Below are 17,513 nucleotides of genomic sequence, written 5' to 3' on the forward strand. Positions count from 1 at the left end.
TGTCTGATGATATCGTGACTTTTTATACTTTTAAAAGGTCTGCTTTACTGCAATTTGTCTAGCTATAATAGACGTTTGGTATCGCTTGCGAATTGTGCTGTTTTAAATTACAGGCGTTTTTTCTGATTCAGAAGAGAGGAGCTCGAATTATGAGGTACAGAATAGATAAAATATGCGTTTCTTCATATATCCTCTTTTCTGCTCCGGTAACTGGCCGGTGATGTTCCCAAATATGCTTTTACATATTTCCCGAAGAAGGACTGATTAGGGAAGTTGAACTCTTCCGCAATTTCTTTGATAGACTTGTCCGAATGCTTCAACCGGTATTTTATTTGCTCCATAGCCGTTTCATTAATCAAGTCTGACGGAGTTCTGCCACACGCCTGCTTGATGACCTTCGAAAAATGTTTGGGCGTATAACAGAGCTCGTTGGCAAAATAACTCACCGAGTGGTGTATACCTTTGTCTCTTGATAATAGTTCCATGAATTTCCGTAAGGTATAATTCACCTGCTTGATATTCTCTCTCGAACGATCCGACTTGTCGGAGCACTCTATTTCCTTATGAAGCTGCCCCAACATCTCACAAAAGAGAGCGGAAAAGAGATGCTGCATCACTTCCCTGTGGTAGCAATGAGGTTCATCATTTATCTTGGCCACAATTAAATCCCGGTAGAATCCGAAAACAGAATTGTCTTCTTCGTCGCTTACGGACTTCACCGGATTGTTATGGATATGAACGGCTGTGTTCCACGCCTCCTTTTCCATTTTAATGATACGTTGCAGAAAACGGGTGGAGAATCCTGCAAGCCTTACCTTATATTTAGGGCTTAACATCGTATGGCTGATGACGGTATTGGGAAGGCCGAGCAATAGATCGCCTGCCTTCAACTGGTAAGTCCGGTAGTTGATGTCCAGTTGGATGCACCCTTCTATGCAGACGGCGATGATGAAACATTCCAGTCTGACAATATCATTATTATCAGGAATTCCTTCCAGGCTGTTGACTATTGCAAAATCATTATCTATATAGTCCAGTGTATGCTGACTGTCCTTAAAGTCTTTTATATCTATTGGTCTGATGTTCTCTTTTTCCATATTCTTTTCTTTTTTTCTTTTTGCAAAGTTGGTGAATAAAGCGGAAAACAGAATGTCCTGATTGCCTTTATAATTGTCTGATATGTCGTTTATTGACAAATAGTTAGCTATAATAAATGAAAAAGGCGAGAATAGGACATTTATAGAGGGAAATTGGTCACTATTGCCTTGTTCTTTTCTCCTACTTTTGTCCAGGATTTAACAAAAGAACAAAAGAGAAAGTATGATTACAGTAAGCAAAAAATGGATACGGCTGATAGGGATTGTCGGTTGTACAGTGTGGATGGCATCTTGCAAGCAGGCATCGGATGCGGGAGTGAAATCTTCTTCTTATGCAGTAATGCAGATAGAAGCGGTGGACAAAGAGTTTTCTTCTTCCTATTCGGCGACTATACGCGGGCGGCAGGATATTGACATCTATCCACAGGTGTCGGGAACGATTGAGAAACTCTGTGTGACCGAAGGACAGAAAGTACGCCGGGGACAATTACTCTTCGTTATCGACCAGGTTCCTTACAAGGCTGCACTGAAAACTGCCACTGCCAATGTAGAAGCAGCACGTGCCGGGCTGGGTACCGCCGAACTGACTTACAAGAGCAACAAAGAACTGTATGCACAGAAAGTTGTTTCCGAATTTAGTCTGAAAACAGCCGAGAACACTTATCTCACTGCCAAGGCACAACTCTCACAGGCCGAAGCCCAGGAAATCAGTGCCCGCAACAACCTTTCTTATACCGAGGTGAAAAGTCCCAGTGACGGAGTAGTAGGCGCATTGCCTTATCGCGTGGGTGCATTGGTAGGTGCTAATATGCCTTATCCGCTTACCACAGTCAGCGACAACTCGGATATGTATGTCTATTTTTCCATGACCGAGAATCAGTTGCTTGCCCTTACCCGCCAGTATGGTGATATGGATGAGGCATTGAAGAATATGCCGGAAGTGGAATTGCACTTGAACGACAATTCGGTTTATGATAAGAAAGGTGTCATTGAATCCATCAGCGGAGTCATCGACCGCCAGACGGGTACTGTCGTAGCGCGTGTGGTGTTCCCCAACGAATCACGGTTGCTTCATAGCGGAGCATCGGGCACGGTAGTAGTGCCGAGTATCTATAAAGACTGTATTGCCATTCCGCAGACGGCTACCGTGCGGATGCAGGACAAGACTATTGTATATAAGGTAGTGGACGGTAAGGCTGTCTCTACCCTGATAACTGTGGCCGGTATCAATGACGGACGCGAATATGTAGTGTTGAGCGGACTGAAAGCCGGTGATGAAATTGTATCGGAAGGCGCCGGACTGGTGCGCGAAGGCACGCAAGTTAAATAAGAAGGAGACTGATTATGAAAGGAAATATGTTTATAAAGAGGCCGGTGATGGCAATCTCCATTTCCGTATTGATTCTGGCTATCGGGCTTATTTCACTCTTCACGTTGCCCGTGGAGCAATATCCCGATATTGCACCTCCGACGGTATATGTGACTGCCAGCTATACCGGTGCTGATGCCGAGGCAGTGATGAACAGTGTCATCATGCCCCTGGAAGAGAGTATCAACGGTGTGGAAGACATGATGTATATCAGTTCGAGTGCCTCCAATGCAGGTTTGGCTATTATTCAGGTTTACTTCAAGCAGGGCACAGACCCCGATATGGCAGCAGTCAACGTGCAGAACCGTGTGGCTAAGGCGCAGGGATTACTTCCGGCCGAAGTTACGAAAGTCGGTGTAAGCACGATGAAGCGCCAGACCAGTTTCTTGCAGATCGGTGCTTTGGTCTGCACTGATGGCCGTTATGACCAGACTTTCCTGGCCAATTACTTGGACATCAATGTTATTCCCCAGATAAAACGTATCGAGGGAGTAGGAGACGTCATGGAGCTGGGTGATACGTATAGTATGCGTATCTGGCTGAAACCGGAACGGATGGCACAATATGGGCTGGTACCGTCGGACATCACCGCTGTACTGGGTGAGCAGAATATTGAAGCTCCTACCGGTTCGCTGGGTGAGAGTTCGCAGAACGTTTTCCAGTTTACGATGAAATATCGCGGACGCCTGAAGAGCGTGGAGGAATTTCAGAATACGGTTGTCCGTTCGCGTGAGGACGGCTCGATACTCCGCTTGAAAGATGTGGCGGAAGTAGAGTTGGGCACTATGACATATAGTTTCCGTAGTGAGATGGACAGTCAGCCTGCCGTTCTCTATATGATTTTCCAGACAGCCGGTTCCAATGCTACCGCTGTCAATAAAGAGATTACCGCGCAGATAGAGCGGATGGAGAAAAATCTGCCGGAAGGAACGGAGTTTGTCACCATGATGAGCTCGAACGACTTCCTTTTCGCTTCCATACACAATGTGGTGGAGACGTTGATTATTGCTATCATCCTGGTAATCCTTGTGGTATATTTCTTCTTGCAGGATCTTAAAAGTACTCTTATCCCTTCCATCTCCATTATCGTATCATTGGTAGGTACGTTTGCTTGTCTGGTGGCTGCGGGGTTCAGTCTGAATATCCTGACGCTGTTTGCCTTGGTGCTTGCCATCGGTACGGTGGTGGATGATGCTATTGTGGTGGTGGAAGCGGTGCAGTCCAAGTTTGATGCCGGGTATAAGTCGCCTTATCTTGCCACTAAAGATGCAATGGGCGATGTGACGATGGCTATCGTCTCCTGTACCTGTGTGTTTATGGCTGTGTTTATTCCCGTTACATTTATGGGAGGAACTTCGGGCGTGTTCTATACACAGTTCGGTATCACAATGGCAACTGCCGTAGGTATCTCCATGATTTCGGCTTTGACGCTTTGTCCTGCTTTGTGTGCCATCATGATGCGTCCGTCGGACGGAACCAAGAGCGCTAAGAGTATTAACGGACGGGTACGCGCTGCGTATAATGCTTCGTTCAATGCCGTACTGGGTAAATATAAGAGGGGTGTGATGTTCTTCATCCGCCATCGTTGGATGGTATGGGCTTCGTTGGCAGTTGCCGTTGCCCTGTTGGTTTATCTGATGAGTACCACCAAGACGGGACTTGTGCCGCAGGAGGATCAGGGTGTTATCATGGTGAATGTCAGCATTTCACCGGGAAGCACGCTCGAAGAAACAACGAAGGTGATGGACCGTTTGGAAAATATCCTGAAAGATACGCCCGAAATAGAACACTATGCCCGCGTGGCAGGGTACGGACTTATATCCGGGCAGGGAACTTCTTACGGTACAATCATTATCCGCCTGAAGGACTGGAGCGAACGAAAAGGTAAGGAACATAGCTCGGATGCCGTGGTTTCCCGCCTCAATGCACAATTCCAATCTTTAAAAGAAGCGCAAGTATTCAGCTTCCAGCCTGCCATGATTCCGGGTTACGGTATGGATAACTCCCTTGAACTGAATCTTCAGGACATGACGGGTGGTGATCTGGCTACGTTCTACGAAGCGGCTGTACAGTTCCTTGGTGCTTTGAACCAGCGTCCGGAGGTAGCAATGGCTTATACCTCTTATGCTATCAACTTCCCGCAGATATCGGTGGAAGTGGATGCTGCCAAATGTAAGCGTGCGGGTATTTCGCCAAGTGCGGTGCTCGATGCAGTGGGGAGCTATTGCGGTGGTGCGTATATTTCCAACTACAATCAGTATGGTAAAGTATATCGTGTGATGATGCAGGCTTCACCTGAATATCGTCTCGACGAACAGGCATTGAACAATATGTTTGTACGCAATGGTACGGAGATGGCTCCGGTAAGCCAGTTCGTAACGCTGAAGCAAGTGCTGGGACCGGAAACGGCCAACCGTTTCAATCTTTACAGTACTATCACTGCCAATGTGAATCCTGCTGACGGTTACTCTTCCGGTGAGGTGCAGAAAGTCATTGAAGAAGTAGCCGCACAATCTTTGCCGGCAGGCTACGGATACGAATATGGTGGTATGGCACGCGAAGAAGCAAGTAGTGGTGGTGCGCAGACAGTCTTCATCTATGCGATCTGTATCTTCCTGGTCTATCTGATTCTGGCTTGTCTTTACGAAAGTTTCCTCGTACCGTTTGCCGTTATCTTCTCCGTGCCGTTCGGACTGATGGGTTCGTTCCTTTTCGCCAAATTGCTCGGATTGGAGAATAATATCTATTTGCAGACAGGGGTGATTATGTTGATCGGTTTGTTGGCTAAGACAGCGATCTTGATTACAGAGTACGCCATAGAGCGTCGTCGCAAAGGGATGGGCATCGTGGAATCTGCCTACTCTGCCGCACAAGTCCGCTTGCGTCCTATCCTGATGACGGTATTGACGATGATTTTCGGTATGCTTCCGCTGATGTTCTCTTCCGGTGCAGGTGCCAACGGTAACAGTTCGCTGGGTACGGGTGTGGTAGGCGGTATGGCTGTCGGGACACTGGCATTGCTCTTTGTCGTTCCGGTTTTCTACATCATCTTTGAATATTTGCAGGAGAAAATTCGCAAACCGATGGAGGAGGAAGCAGACGTACAGGTGCTTTTAGAGAAAGAAAAGAGTGAAGTTGAACGCGAACGTAACTAAATGAAAGAAAGAATGAAGAAGAATATCATCACATTAGTTGCCATCAGTCTGTCGTTGAGCGGTTGTGGCATCTATACCAAATACAAACCCGCCACTGTCGTCCCCGACCATCTTTATGGGGAGGAAGTGGTGGCCGAGGACACTGCCAGTCTGGGCAATATGGACTGGCGGGAACTCTTCACCGATCCTTATCTGCAATCCCTCATCGAAGTGGGATTGCAGACCAATACCGACTATCAGTCCGCCCAGCTTCGTGTGGAACAGGCACAGGCGGCACTGATGTCTGCCAAACTTGCTTTTCTGCCTGCTTTTGCCCTTTCCCCGCAGGGAACGGTGAGCAGTTTTGATACACATAAGGCTACGCAGGCTTATTCATTGCCCGTTACTGCCAGTTGGGAACTGGACGTATTCGGTCGTATGCGCAATGCCAAAAAACAGGCGAAGGCACTTTATGCTCAAAGCGAGGATTATCGTCAGGCTGTCCGCACCCAGTTGATAACAGGCATTGCCAATACTTACTATACCCTGCTGATGCTGGATGAGCAACTCGACCTTTCCCGTCAGACGGAGACGGCATGGAAAGAAACCGTGGCCTCCACCCGCGCTCTGATGAATGCCGGACTAGCGAACGAATCCGCAGTGTCGCAGATGGAAGCTGCTTATTATCAGGTGCAGAGTTCTGTACTCGATTTGCAGCAGCAGATCAGTCAGGTAGAGAATAGTCTTGCCTTATTATTGGCGGAGACACCCCGTAGTTATGAGCGTGGTATGCTGGCAAAGCAGCAGTTTCCTACGGATCTTTCGATAGGGATTCCTGTCCGGATGCTTTCTTCCCGTCCCGATGTCCGTTCTGCCGAGCGGACACTGGAAGCAGCGTTCTATGGAACCAATGCGGCACGTTCGGCTTTCTATCCTTCCATCACTTTAAGCGGAAGTGCCGGATGGACGAACTCTGCCGGGTCTTTGATTCTCAATCCGGGTAAGTTTCTGGCATCAGCGGTAGGTTCGCTCACGCAGCCGCTCTTTAATAAAGGACAGGTGGTGGCACAATACCGCATTGCCCGTGCACAGCAGGAAGAAGCCGCTCTCGGTTTTCAGCAGACATTGCTCAATGCCGGCAGCGAAGTGAATGATGCGTTGATTGCCTATCAGACCAGTCAGGGAAAAAGACTTTTGTTGGACAAGCAGATCGCTTCCCTGCAAACGGCTTTACAAAGTACTTCGCTATTGATGGAGCATGGTAATACTACCTATCTGGAAGTGCTTACCGCCCGCCAGTCATTGCTTAGTGCGCAACTGTCGCAAACGGCCAATCATTTTACTGAAATACAAAGTTTAATTAACCTATACCGCGCTTTAGGGGGAGGTCAGGAGTAAATGACATCATACTCTCTCTGTTTTTTAATTTAGAGAAAGAAGGGCTGCCGGAGAAGTGATTCTGTGGCAGCCCGTTTTATGGTAAATCGTCTTTATGTAGTGTGTCACTTATTTTATCAAGCTCTTTGCCCTCTCCAATGCGACATTGATATTCGGACAGATATTCTCTTTTCCCAGCAGTTCGTAGAATCCGGCTTTTTCCAGTACGTTATGCACGTTTTCGTTTACTCCGGAAAGGATAACGGTGGTTTTTTCCTTCTGTGACATCTCGCAGAGGGTAGTCAGATTATGAATACCTGTGGAGTCGATGAACGGAACCTTACGCATACGGATAATACGTACCTCCGGACGATCTCCCAGTTGAGCCATGGTTTCTTCAAATTTGGTAGCGATACCGAAGAAGTAAGGACCGTTGATTTCGTATACCTCTATGCCTTTGGGAATCATCAGGTTTTCTTCGTGTACGGCAAGATCCGATTCTTTATTGGGGTCGATTTCATCGGTAATCACCGAGATTTCGGTAGTCTCCATAACACGTTTCATAAAGAGGACGCAGGCGATTATCAATCCTACTTCGATAGCGACTGTCAAGTCGAAGATAACGGTCAGGAAGAAAGTAATCAGCAATACGGTGACATCCGATTTCGGGTTCTTCAGTAAAGCTCTGAATACACGCCATCCACTCATGTTGTAAGATACGATGACCAGTACCCCGGCAAGGCACGCCATCGGGATATATTGTGCAAGCGGCATCAGGAAGAGCAGAATCAGCAGCAGTATCACTGCATGAATAATTCCGGCTATCGGTGTCTTACCTCCGTTGTTGATATTTGTCATGGTACGGGCGATGGCTCCGGTAGCGGGAATACCTCCGAACAGAGGAGCTATGATATTGGCTGCTCCCTGGGCAATCAGCTCTGTATTGGAGTCGTGGCGGTCGCCTATCACACCATCGGCTACGGTGGCAGACAATAGAGATTCGATAGCTCCCAGTACGGCAATGGTGATAGCTACCGGGAATAATTCTCTGATAGCTTCCCAATCCAGTGCAGGTACAACGGCATCGGGCAATTCCGATTTAATGGTAAAACGGTCGCCGATGGTCTGGATGCAGTCGATACCTCCGAAAGTTTTCATCAGATAAACGGCTACTGTGACAACGATGATAGCAATCAGTGAACCGGGAATTTTCTTTGAGAATTTCGGAGTGATGGCGATAATAATAATACTGACAATGCTTACAATGGTGTTCCACCAGTTGATCGTATCGAAGTGACGGAAATAGATCATCCACTTACCGACGAAGTCCCCCGGCACTTTCTCATCTCCGAAAGACAGGCCGAAAATATCGGCGATTTGGGTCGTGAAAATAGTGACAGCGATACCGCTGGTAAATCCGACGATGATAGGATAAGGGATGAACTTGATAACCGCTCCGAGCTTGAACACTCCTAATAAAATAAGGAGTACACCTGCCATGAGTGTGGCTACAATCAGTCCGGCTTCGCCGTATTGCTGTATGATGCCGTAGATAATGACGATAAATGCTCCTGTCGGACCACCGATCTGGACTTTGCTGCCGCCCAATAAAGAAATGATAAATCCGGCAATGATAGCGGTGATAATACCTTTTTCGGGTGAGACTCCCGAAGCGATACCGAAGGCGATGGCCAATGGGAGTGCCACGATACCTACGATGATACCGGCCATCAGGTCCGCCATAAACGTTTCTTTCGAATAATTCTTTAGACAAGAAACCAGTTTGGGTTTAAATTCAAATAGCTTCATTTTTATATGATGTTATACGTGTACTTCGTTCTTTTTTGCAAAGTAGAGGTTGCAAAATTATATAAAATAATCGAAAGAAGTATGTTTTTGAACATACTATTTATCTGTTGATAGATTTCATCGATGAGCCGATAGTTTTTATTCATCAAGAAAAGGTGGCTTGTTATGAACAAATCTCTTATATTTGCGTTATAAATAGTACGACAAGTTACGTTTGGTAATCAACCAATTTAAAATATAAATAGAATTATGGCTAAGAGTATTAAAGGAACTCAAACAGAGAAAAATCTGTTGACTTCATTCGCAGGAGAATCACAAGCTAGAATGCGTTACACTTATTTTGCAAGTGTCGCTAAAAAAGAAGGTTACGAACAAATTGCAGCTATCTTTACAGAAACAGCCGATCAGGAAAAAGAACATGCAAAACGTATGTTTAAGTTCCTCGAAGGCGGTATGGTAGAAATTACTGCTAGTTATCCGGCTGGCGTAATCGGTACTACACTTGAAAATCTTCGCGCTGCAGCAGCAGGTGAACATGAAGAATGGTCACTGGATTATCCTCACTTTGCTGATGTGGCAGAACAGGAAGGTTTCCCGATGATTGCTGCTATGTATCGCAATATCGCTATTGCTGAAAAAGGTCACGAAGAAAGATACCTTGCTTTCGTGAACAACATCGAAAATATGACTGTGTTCGCTAAAGAAGGCGAAGTGGTATGGCAATGCCGTAACTGCGGTTACATTACTGTAGGTAAGGAAGCTCCTGAAGTTTGCCCGGCATGTTTGCATCCGCAGGCTTATTTCGAGGTGAAGAAAGAAAACTATTAATTCTGGATGAATCAGATAAAGAAATGCCGCTTGCAGATCAACTGCAGGCGGCATTTCTTTATTTATTAGGTATACTGTCTTTGTAAATGGTAATCGTTCTCTTTCTCGTTGAATCATTTTTGATACTGGTTACATCTCCCCGGGTGGTGAAATATACATAGTTTCCCATATCAAGAAAGCGATACACTTTCACTCCGTCATGTTCAAACAGATAACTGACCTCATAAGTCTGGTTGTTTTCCGATTTTCCACTTTGTAGTGGAATGCCTGAATAGCAGGAAATGAGTCCTGTTATACAGAAGAAAAGAGCAAAGAACCGGATCAGTGTTTTCATAATCATTTCTTTACGTGCGGATAATCAATCGTATAATGCAACCCGCGACTCTCTTTACGCTCCATTGCCTGACGCATAATCAGATAACCCACGTTCACCATATTACGCAATTCGCAGATTTCTCTGGATGCAACGCTACGCTTGAACAGACTTTCAGTCTCCTCGTAGATAATATCCAGTCGGTCCCACGCACGTTTCAGACGGAGGTCGCTACGGACAATACCTACATAAGTACTCATAATCTGGTTCACTTCCTTCATGCTCTGTGTAATGAGCACCATTTCTTCCGGCGAGCGGGTTCCCTCATCATTCCATTCGGGAATATCTTCATTATAAGAATATTGATCGACCGCTTGCAGACTGTGTTTGGCAGCAGCGTCGGCATAGACCACTGCTTCTATCAATGAGTTTGAAGCCAGGCGGTTACCACCATGTAATCCGGTGCATGAACATTCTCCCACGGCATAAAGGCGCTCGATGGAAGATTGTCCGTCCAGGTCGACAAGGATACCTCCGCAGAGATAGTGGGCGGCCGGGGCTACCGGGATATAATCTTTAGTGATGTCGATGCCCAGGCTAAGACATTTCTCGTAAATATTGGGGAAATGTTTCCTTGTTTCTTCGGGATCTTTGTGGGTAACATCCAGATATACATGGTCGTCTCCACGATTCTTCATCTCGTTGTCGATGGCACGTGCCACGATGTCACGGGGAGCCAGGGAAAGACGGGGATCGTATTTCTGCATGAACTCTTTGCCATCCATGGTGCGCAGTACGCCTCCGTAGCCGCGCATCGCTTCCGTTATCAGGAAAGAAGGACGATCTCCCGGGTGATACAGGGCGGTAGGGTGGAACTGTACAAACTCCATATCCTTCACCGTACCTTTGGCACGATACACCATAGCGATACCGTCTCCGGTAGCGACTAGCGGGTTAGTGGTCGTTTTATAAACGGCTCCTACTCCACCGGTAGCCATCAATGTCACTTTTGCAAGATACGTATCTACTTTTCCCGTTTTCGGATCGAGGATATAAGCGCCGTAGCATTTAATATCCGGTGTCTGGCGGGTTACGGTAACCCCCAAGTGATGCTGTGTCAGGATTTCAATGGCAAATTGGTTTTCGATGACCGTGATATTCGGATGCCGTTGTACGGCTTTAATCAGACTGTCCTGAATCTCTGCTCCTGTATTGTCTTTATGGTGAAGAATACGGAACTCTGAGTGTCCTCCTTCGCGGTGCAAGTCAAATTCACCTTTCTCGTTTTTGTCAAAGTCCACTCCCCACTTAATCAGTTCTTCAATCTGTGCGGGAGCTTCGCGCACTACTTTTTCTACTGCGGCACGGTTGCTGATCCAGTCGCCTGCGATCATCGTATCTTCAATGTGCTTGTCGAAATTATCCACCAGAAGGTTGGTGACGGAGGCTACCCCTCCCTGGGCGAAGTACGTGTTGGCCTCTTCCAGCCCGCTTTTACAGATAAGAGCAACTTTACCTTTGTGCGCCACTTTCAGCGCAAAACTCATACCGGCAATTCCGGAACCGATAACGAGGAAATCGAATTTTCTTACCATAATCTTGTTATTTCTCACCGCAAAGCTACAAAATAAGTTACTTCGTTGTACTTTTCGTTGTCACTAATTCATAAAATTGCTACCTTGCAGGCAAAAATCTGACAAAATGAATCGAATTTTCCATGCCCGCATCGCCTGGTACCAATATTTCCTGTTGGTAGTGCTTACTGTGAATGCCGTCGGCGCATTGTGGTGTAAATATATCTTGGTAGCCGTACTGTTCATGCTTATGCTGATTGTAGTAATCGAGCAGATTATACATACTGCTTATACATTGACTACAGACGGTAATCTGGAGGTTTCACGCGGCCGTTTTATTCGTAAGAAGGTAATTCCGCTTTCCGAAATCACCACAGTCAGGAAATACCATTCCATGAAGTTCGGTCGTTTTTCGGTGACGGATTATATCTTGATAGAATACGGAAAAGGGAAATTTGTTTCGGTGATGCCTGTCAAGGAACAGGAATTTGCAGAACTGCTCGAAAAGAGAATGTTCGAAAAGAAGATAAAAGACCTGGAGGCAATAGACTCTGTAGATCCTCAAGGGGATGAACCATAGCATGTTTTGATAATAATGAAAAGATTAACTGATTATATACTATGAAATATCAAGTGATTATCATCGGTGGCGGTCCTGCGGGATATACGGCTGCCGAAGCTGCCGGTAAAGCCGGTTTGAGCGTATTGCTTATCGAAAAGAATAGTCTGGGTGGTGTCTGTCTGAATGAAGGCTGTATTCCTACGAAAACGTTGTTGTATTCGGCAAAGACTTATGACAGTGCAAAACATGCGTCAAAGTATGCGGTCAATATCCCGGAAGTCTCTTTCGATTTGCCTAAGATAATAGCGCGTAAAAGTAAGGTAGTGCGCAAACTGGTGCTGGGAGTGAAAGCGAAGCTGACTGCCAACAATGTTACGATCGTATCAGGAGAAGCACAGATCATTGATAAAAATACAGTTCGCTGCGGAGAAGAAACTTACGAAGGAGAGAATCTGATACTTTGTACAGGCTCGGAAACCTTTATTCCCCCTATTCCGGGAGTGGATACAGTGAACTACTGGACGCACAGGGATGCTTTGGATAGTAAGGAACTGCCGGCTTCTCTGGTCATTGTTGGTGGCGGAGTGATCGGGATGGAGTTCGCATCGTTCTTCAACAGTTTGGGAGTACAGGTGACGGTAGTTGAGATGATGGACGAAATTCTGGGTGGAATGGATAAAGAGCTTTCCGCTTTGCTCCGTGCGGAATATGCCAAACGTGGTATTAAATTCCTGCTTGGTACGAAAGTTATCGGCTTGTCGCAAACGGACGAAGGAGCTGTAGTCTCTTATGAGAATGCAGAGGGGGACGGTAGTGTCATAGCAGAAAAGCTGTTGATGAGTGTCGGTCGCCGTCCTGTGGCGAAAGGTTTCGGACTCGAAAACCTGAATCTGGAGAAAACAGAGCGTGGTATTATCAAAGTTAATGAAAAGATGCAGACTTCTGTATCGGGTGTGTATGTGTGTGGTGATCTGACAGGATTCTCTTTGCTCGCCCATACGGCCGTTCGTGAGGCAGAAGTTGCCGTACATTCCATTTTGGGGAAAGAAGACACCATGAGTTACCGGGCTATTCCGGGCGTAGTCTATACCAATCCGGAGATTGCTGGAGTGGGTGAAACGGAGGAATCGGCTTCAACGAAAGGAATCAATTATCAGGTTATCAAACTCCCGATGGCTTACTCCGGCCGTTTTGTGGCGGAGAATGAAGGCGTGAACGGAGTTTGCAAAGTATTGCTGGATGAACAGCAGCGGGTGATTGGCGCTCACGTATTGGGAAATCCCGCTTCGGAGATTATCACTCTTGCGGGGACTGCCATTGAACTCGGACTGACGGCAGCGCAATGGAAAAAGATTGTTTTCCCGCATCCCACGGTAGGAGAAATCTTCCGGGAAGCTCTATAAACGGATTCCGATATCTGACATCGTTCATTGATGAAGATACCTATCTGATTCATTGATGAGGGGGTATCTCACTGATAAAATCGAATATATGATGAGAAAATATATAATCACTCCGGCCTTATTGGCAATAGTTTGTATGGTGATGTGTCATTGTACATTCAATCGTAAAGCGTCAGTTGCCGCAAATGAATATTTGATTCAGGGCGAATTGGCTAATCTTCCCGACAGCATTGTGATCGGCCTGTATGAGGAAGACGGAAGTATTCTCAACTGTGTATGGAGAGATACGCTTATGAATGGGCAGTTCTCTTTCCGCGACACGGTTTCTACCACACGGAAAATGCTGATTATGTCTGATAACCGGGGCTTTCCGGGTACATGGCTGGAAGTGTGGATCGCACCGGGAGAATACATCGAAATCAAGGGGCAGGACAAACTAGTGAAAACATGGGAAGTAGTAAGCGATGTGCCGGAACAGCAGGAAGAAAACCGCTTTACGGCTTGCGCGATGTCCCAACAGAAAGAATTGATGCAGCACATGGCAGCAGAATATGACTGGCAACGGATGATGTTCATAGACCATCCGGGCGACCGGGAGTTTGAAAGCCAGGCCTGGGCCAAGATAGATTCTATCCGGAAACTGTCAATGCCGTTGCAGCAGGAAATCTGGAAAAAGGAAATGGAATACATGGAAGAAGCACCCGTCTCCCCGGTGTGGATGGACAGATTATTGTTATTTGCTTCCATGATGAAATATGAAACCATCATGCCTTATAAAGAAGAGGTAAAAAAACTCTATGCCCGAATGTCCGAAGCCGATAAACAAACAGATGACGGACAGGAGATTACAACCTATGTTTATCCTCCCACTACCGTAGGGATTGGAGATATGATGGTTGATGGAGATCTATATGATGTGAATGATTCTCTCCATCATATTTCCGAATTCAAAGGAAAATTCATCTTACTTGATTTCTGGAGTAGCGGTTGTGGCCCTTGCGTGGAGTCGATACCTGAAATGGAGAAGGTGATGGATCTGTATAAGGATAAAATAACTGTGATTAGTATTAGTGAGGACCCGAAAGCACGTTGGAAAGAGTATATCAAGACGAAAGGAATGGGTGGTAACCAGTGGAACGAACTTCGTAAAGGACGCACCGGTCTTGCCCTAAACTATCAGGTACGGGGAATCCCTCATTATGTATTGATTGCCCCTGATGGAAAAATTCAGGATGTATGGTCCGGTTATGGCTCCGGTTCGCTTCTTGGACAGGTAGAGAAAAACTTGAAATAGATAGAGGTAAAATACTATCATTTGTTGATGTCATAAACAGTGTTATATGAAAAAAAGTCTTTTGTTAGTCGCCCTTTCTGTTTGTTTGTTGCCACTTTGGGGACAACAGAATTTCTCCCGGATAGATTCGCTTATCAAGAAGATGCTCCCCGAAGCATCCGAAGTCGGCATATCCGTCTACGACCTGACGGCTAAGAAATCGCTTTATAACTATCGTGCGGAGAAACTTTCCCGTCCTGCCTCTACCATGAAGCTGCTGACGGCCATTACTGCACTCTCCTGCCCCGAAGCCAACGAGCCTTTCCGCACGGAAGTATGGCACGATGGCGTGATAGAACATGATACTTTGCAAGGCAACCTGTATGTGGTAGGCGGATTCGATCCGGAATTTGACAGCCAGTCGATGGACTCATTGATAGAAGAGGTAATCACTTTCCCTTTTTCGGTCATTAACGGACAGGTATATGGTGACGTCTCAATGAAAGACTCCCTTTATTGGGGCAGCGGATGGGCTTGGGACGATACGCCTGCGGGCTATCAGCCTTATCTCTCTCCATTGATGTTCTGCAAAGGGACTGTCCAGGTTTCCGTAGTTCCCTCCACCGTGCAGGGTGATGCGGCAAGTGTTTCCTGCCAACCTGTATCTTCCTATTATACAGTAACGAATCAGACGAAAACACGCACCTCTTCTGCCGGGAAATTCTCTTTCACGAGAGACTGGCTGACGAATGGAAACAATCTCCTTGTTTCGGGCAATGTCACTTCGATCCGGAAAGATGATGTCAACATCTACGATTCCCCCCGTTTCTTTATGCACACTTTCCTGGAACGCCTCCGTGGGAAAGGAATCACGACTCCCCAGTCGTATGGCTTTGCCGAATTGCCTCGCGACAGTGTGATAGTAGAGCGTATGGCTTGCTGGAACACTTCCGTGCAGAAAGTGCTGAACCAACTGATGAAAGAGAGTGATAACCTCAATGCAGAAGCATTTCTCTGTCGCCTGGGAGCGCAGGCTACGGGAAAGAAGCAAGTAGCTGCCGAAGATGGCATTGTCGAAATAATGAAGCTGATCCGCCGCCTGGGGCATGATCCGAAAGACTATAAGATTGCCGACGGTTGCGGACTGTCCAATTATAATTACCTCTCTCCTGCCCTGCTGGTCGACTTTCTAAAATATGCGTACTCGCAAACAGAAGTGTTTCAGATGTTATATAAATCACTTCCTGTTGGCGGGGTGGACGGAACTTTAAAATTCCGGATGAAAGGTACTCCTGCTTTCCGGAATGTTCATGCCAAAACAGGCTCGTTTACGGCAATAAATGCACTTGCAGGCTATCTGAAGATGAAGAACGGGCATGAAGTGGCATTTGCCATTATGAACCAGAATGTGCTTTCGGCTGCTAAGGCAAGAGCGTTTCAGGATAAGGTGTGTGAGGTGATTATCGGGAGATAGGCTATGTTAATACATTAGCCCGAACAACCAAAGTGGAATCTCGTTGTTGAATCCGATTTCTATGTTGTCAAGGGCTAGGTATCCATTCTCCACTCCCGCTAATTGTTTTTGAGTTTTGTTTTTACCACCTATTTCGAAATTATATGTTTCATTCAATGTGAAATCTATTTGGGAAGAATAGGTAACCTTATGTTTTACAACTGTTTGATTAAAGAAGAATGTTTCCCGGACATTTCCTATATCTGTTTTTTCTCCTCCCAATGCGTATGCATAATTTGTGTTACCTAAATAAATTTTTTCCGGTTTTGCCAGTTGTTTGATGCCGGAAGCTTCTTTGTCAAGTAGTAGGATGGCTTGGGCTTTTTGGAGATAGGATAGATAATTCAACAGACTGATACGACTGACTTCTATCTCCTTACTAAGCATTGATATATTGGGAATATAGGGTACAAGTCCGGCGAGTATGGCAAATAGTTTTTTTATTTTGCCAATGGAGTAATAATCTATTTTTTCAGTAGAAGGTAGATCTACATCCAGAATTGTATTCAGGGTGGCTAATAGTTTCTCATGATACAATATTTTATCTTCTTTATAAAAAGGGAAATAGCCGTAAGTTAAGTATTCGTTGAACGCTACAAGCGGCTTCAACTGTTTGTTTACGTTCATGGCCATTTCGATATGTCGGTTCAGAATATCAGAAAGTGTAAGTGCTTCCATTTTATATCCATATTCGAATAGTAAGAATTCACGGAAAGAAAGGCCATGAAGATGATAGGTAACAGCCCTTCTTGAGAGGTCTGCTTCGCCTTTGTGTATTTCCAATAAAGAAGATCCTGTGAATACTATTTTTATGTCCGGATAACTGTCATAGATGTTCTTTATTTCTCTTGACCAGGTGGGGTATTTGTGTACTTCGTCCAAAAACAAAGCTTTTCCTCCCATTTTCTGAAACTCGTCAGCCAGTTCAAATAATGAATGAGTGGTGAACCATATATTGTCTAATGAAACGTAGAGTGCTTCATTGCCATAGCCGGGGTAATGCTCTTTTATGTATTGAAGCATCAGGGTGGTTTTTCCTGTTCCGCGTGCACCTGTTATAGCTATCAGTCGATTGTCCCAACGAATTTCATGATACAGGTATCTGATGAAATCCAGAGAGACCCGTTCTTTAAGTTGATAGAATGTGGTGAATAACTGTTTCATAGGAGTAACTTATTGATTCTTCTACAAAGATATAATTGTATTCTCTAATAAACAAAAATAGTTTGATTTTGTTTACCAGAGAATACAATTATGCTTG

13 protein-coding genes are annotated in these 17,513 nt (G+C 45.7%); 8 read left to right on the forward strand and 5 right to left on the reverse strand.

Annotated features, from left to right (window positions below):
• Positions 1-182: 182 nt before the first annotated feature.
• Entirely contained in the window at positions 183-1,097 is a 915-nt protein-coding gene (locus tag H8796_RS05525; protein WP_117933365.1) for an AraC family transcriptional regulator, read from the reverse strand.
• Between the two features lie 223 nt (positions 1,098-1,320).
• Here H8796_RS05525 and H8796_RS05530 point away from each other — a divergent pair, with 223 nt between their 5' ends.
• The 3 genes from H8796_RS05530 to H8796_RS05540 are packed head-to-tail and all read left to right on the forward strand — an operon-like array spanning position 1,321 to position 6,998.
• Positions 1,321-2,427 (forward strand): efflux RND transporter periplasmic adaptor subunit, encoded by a 1,107-nt coding sequence (locus H8796_RS05530; RefSeq protein WP_004302838.1) that lies wholly within the window; start codon positions 1,321-1,323, stop codon positions 2,425-2,427.
• 14 nt (positions 2,428-2,441) lie between these two features.
• Positions 2,442-5,621, forward strand: coding sequence for an efflux RND transporter permease subunit (locus tag H8796_RS05535; RefSeq protein WP_187343947.1), 3,180 nt, complete (start codon positions 2,442-2,444; stop codon positions 5,619-5,621).
• A 12-nt stretch (positions 5,622-5,633) separates the two neighbouring features.
• Complete coding sequence (locus H8796_RS05540) at positions 5,634-6,998, forward strand: efflux transporter outer membrane subunit (protein ID WP_004302840.1); 1,365 nt, start codon at positions 5,634-5,636, stop codon at positions 6,996-6,998.
• Between the two features lie 108 nt (positions 6,999-7,106).
• Here the strand turns inward: H8796_RS05540 and H8796_RS05545 are convergent, their stop codons facing one another.
• Positions 7,107-8,786, reverse strand: a complete 1,680-nt coding sequence (locus H8796_RS05545) for a SulP family inorganic anion transporter (protein WP_009001347.1) — start codon at positions 8,784-8,786, stop codon at positions 7,107-7,109.
• 249 nt (positions 8,787-9,035) lie between these two features.
• On the opposite strand from H8796_RS05545, the gene rbr reads away from it, so the two are divergent.
• Positions 9,036-9,614 (forward strand): rubrerythrin, encoded by a 579-nt coding sequence (rbr, locus tag H8796_RS05550; RefSeq protein ID WP_117933369.1) that lies wholly within the window; start codon positions 9,036-9,038, stop codon positions 9,612-9,614.
• A 58-nt stretch (positions 9,615-9,672) separates the two neighbouring features.
• On the opposite strand, the gene H8796_RS05555 is transcribed toward rbr, so the two are convergent.
• Entirely contained in the window at positions 9,673-9,948 is a 276-nt protein-coding gene (locus tag H8796_RS05555; protein WP_117933553.1) for a DUF4884 domain-containing protein, read from the reverse strand.
• A 2-nt stretch (positions 9,949-9,950) separates the two neighbouring features.
• A complete protein-coding gene (gene nadB / locus H8796_RS05560) occupies positions 9,951-11,522 on the reverse strand; it encodes an L-aspartate oxidase (RefSeq protein ID WP_117933371.1) in 1,572 nt (523 codons plus the stop codon).
• A gap of 106 nt (positions 11,523-11,628) precedes the next feature.
• Here nadB and H8796_RS05565 point away from each other — a divergent pair, with 106 nt between their 5' ends.
• From H8796_RS05565 to dacB, 4 genes are all read left to right on the forward strand, one after another.
• Complete coding sequence (locus H8796_RS05565) at positions 11,629-12,081, forward strand: PH domain-containing protein (RefSeq protein WP_117933373.1); 453 nt, start codon at positions 11,629-11,631, stop codon at positions 12,079-12,081.
• A 41-nt stretch (positions 12,082-12,122) separates the two neighbouring features.
• On the forward strand, positions 12,123-13,466 hold the full coding sequence (gene lpdA / locus H8796_RS05570) for a dihydrolipoyl dehydrogenase (protein ID WP_117933375.1): 1,344 nt from the start codon (positions 12,123-12,125) through the stop codon (positions 13,464-13,466).
• A 91-nt stretch (positions 13,467-13,557) separates the two neighbouring features.
• Positions 13,558-14,760, forward strand: coding sequence for a TlpA disulfide reductase family protein (locus H8796_RS05575; RefSeq protein WP_117933377.1), 1,203 nt, complete (start codon positions 13,558-13,560; stop codon positions 14,758-14,760).
• A gap of 46 nt (positions 14,761-14,806) precedes the next feature.
• Positions 14,807-16,213 carry a D-alanyl-D-alanine carboxypeptidase/D-alanyl-D-alanine-endopeptidase gene (gene dacB, locus H8796_RS05580; RefSeq protein WP_117933379.1) on the forward strand — a complete coding sequence of 469 codons (1,407 nt, stop codon included), beginning with the start codon at positions 14,807-14,809 and terminating at the stop codon, positions 16,211-16,213.
• Between the two features lie 6 nt (positions 16,214-16,219).
• Here dacB and H8796_RS05585 read toward each other — a convergent pair whose 3' ends face one another.
• Complete coding sequence (locus tag H8796_RS05585; protein WP_117933381.1) at positions 16,220-17,416, reverse strand: ATP-binding protein; 1,197 nt, start codon at positions 17,414-17,416, stop codon at positions 16,220-16,222.
• Between the last annotated feature and the right edge of the window lie 97 nt (positions 17,417-17,513).

Origin of the sequence: Bacteroides sp. M10 (assembly GCF_014334015.1) — a bacterium.
GTDB classification, from domain to species: Bacteria; Bacteroidota; Bacteroidia; order Bacteroidales; family Bacteroidaceae; genus Bacteroides; species Bacteroides intestinigallinarum.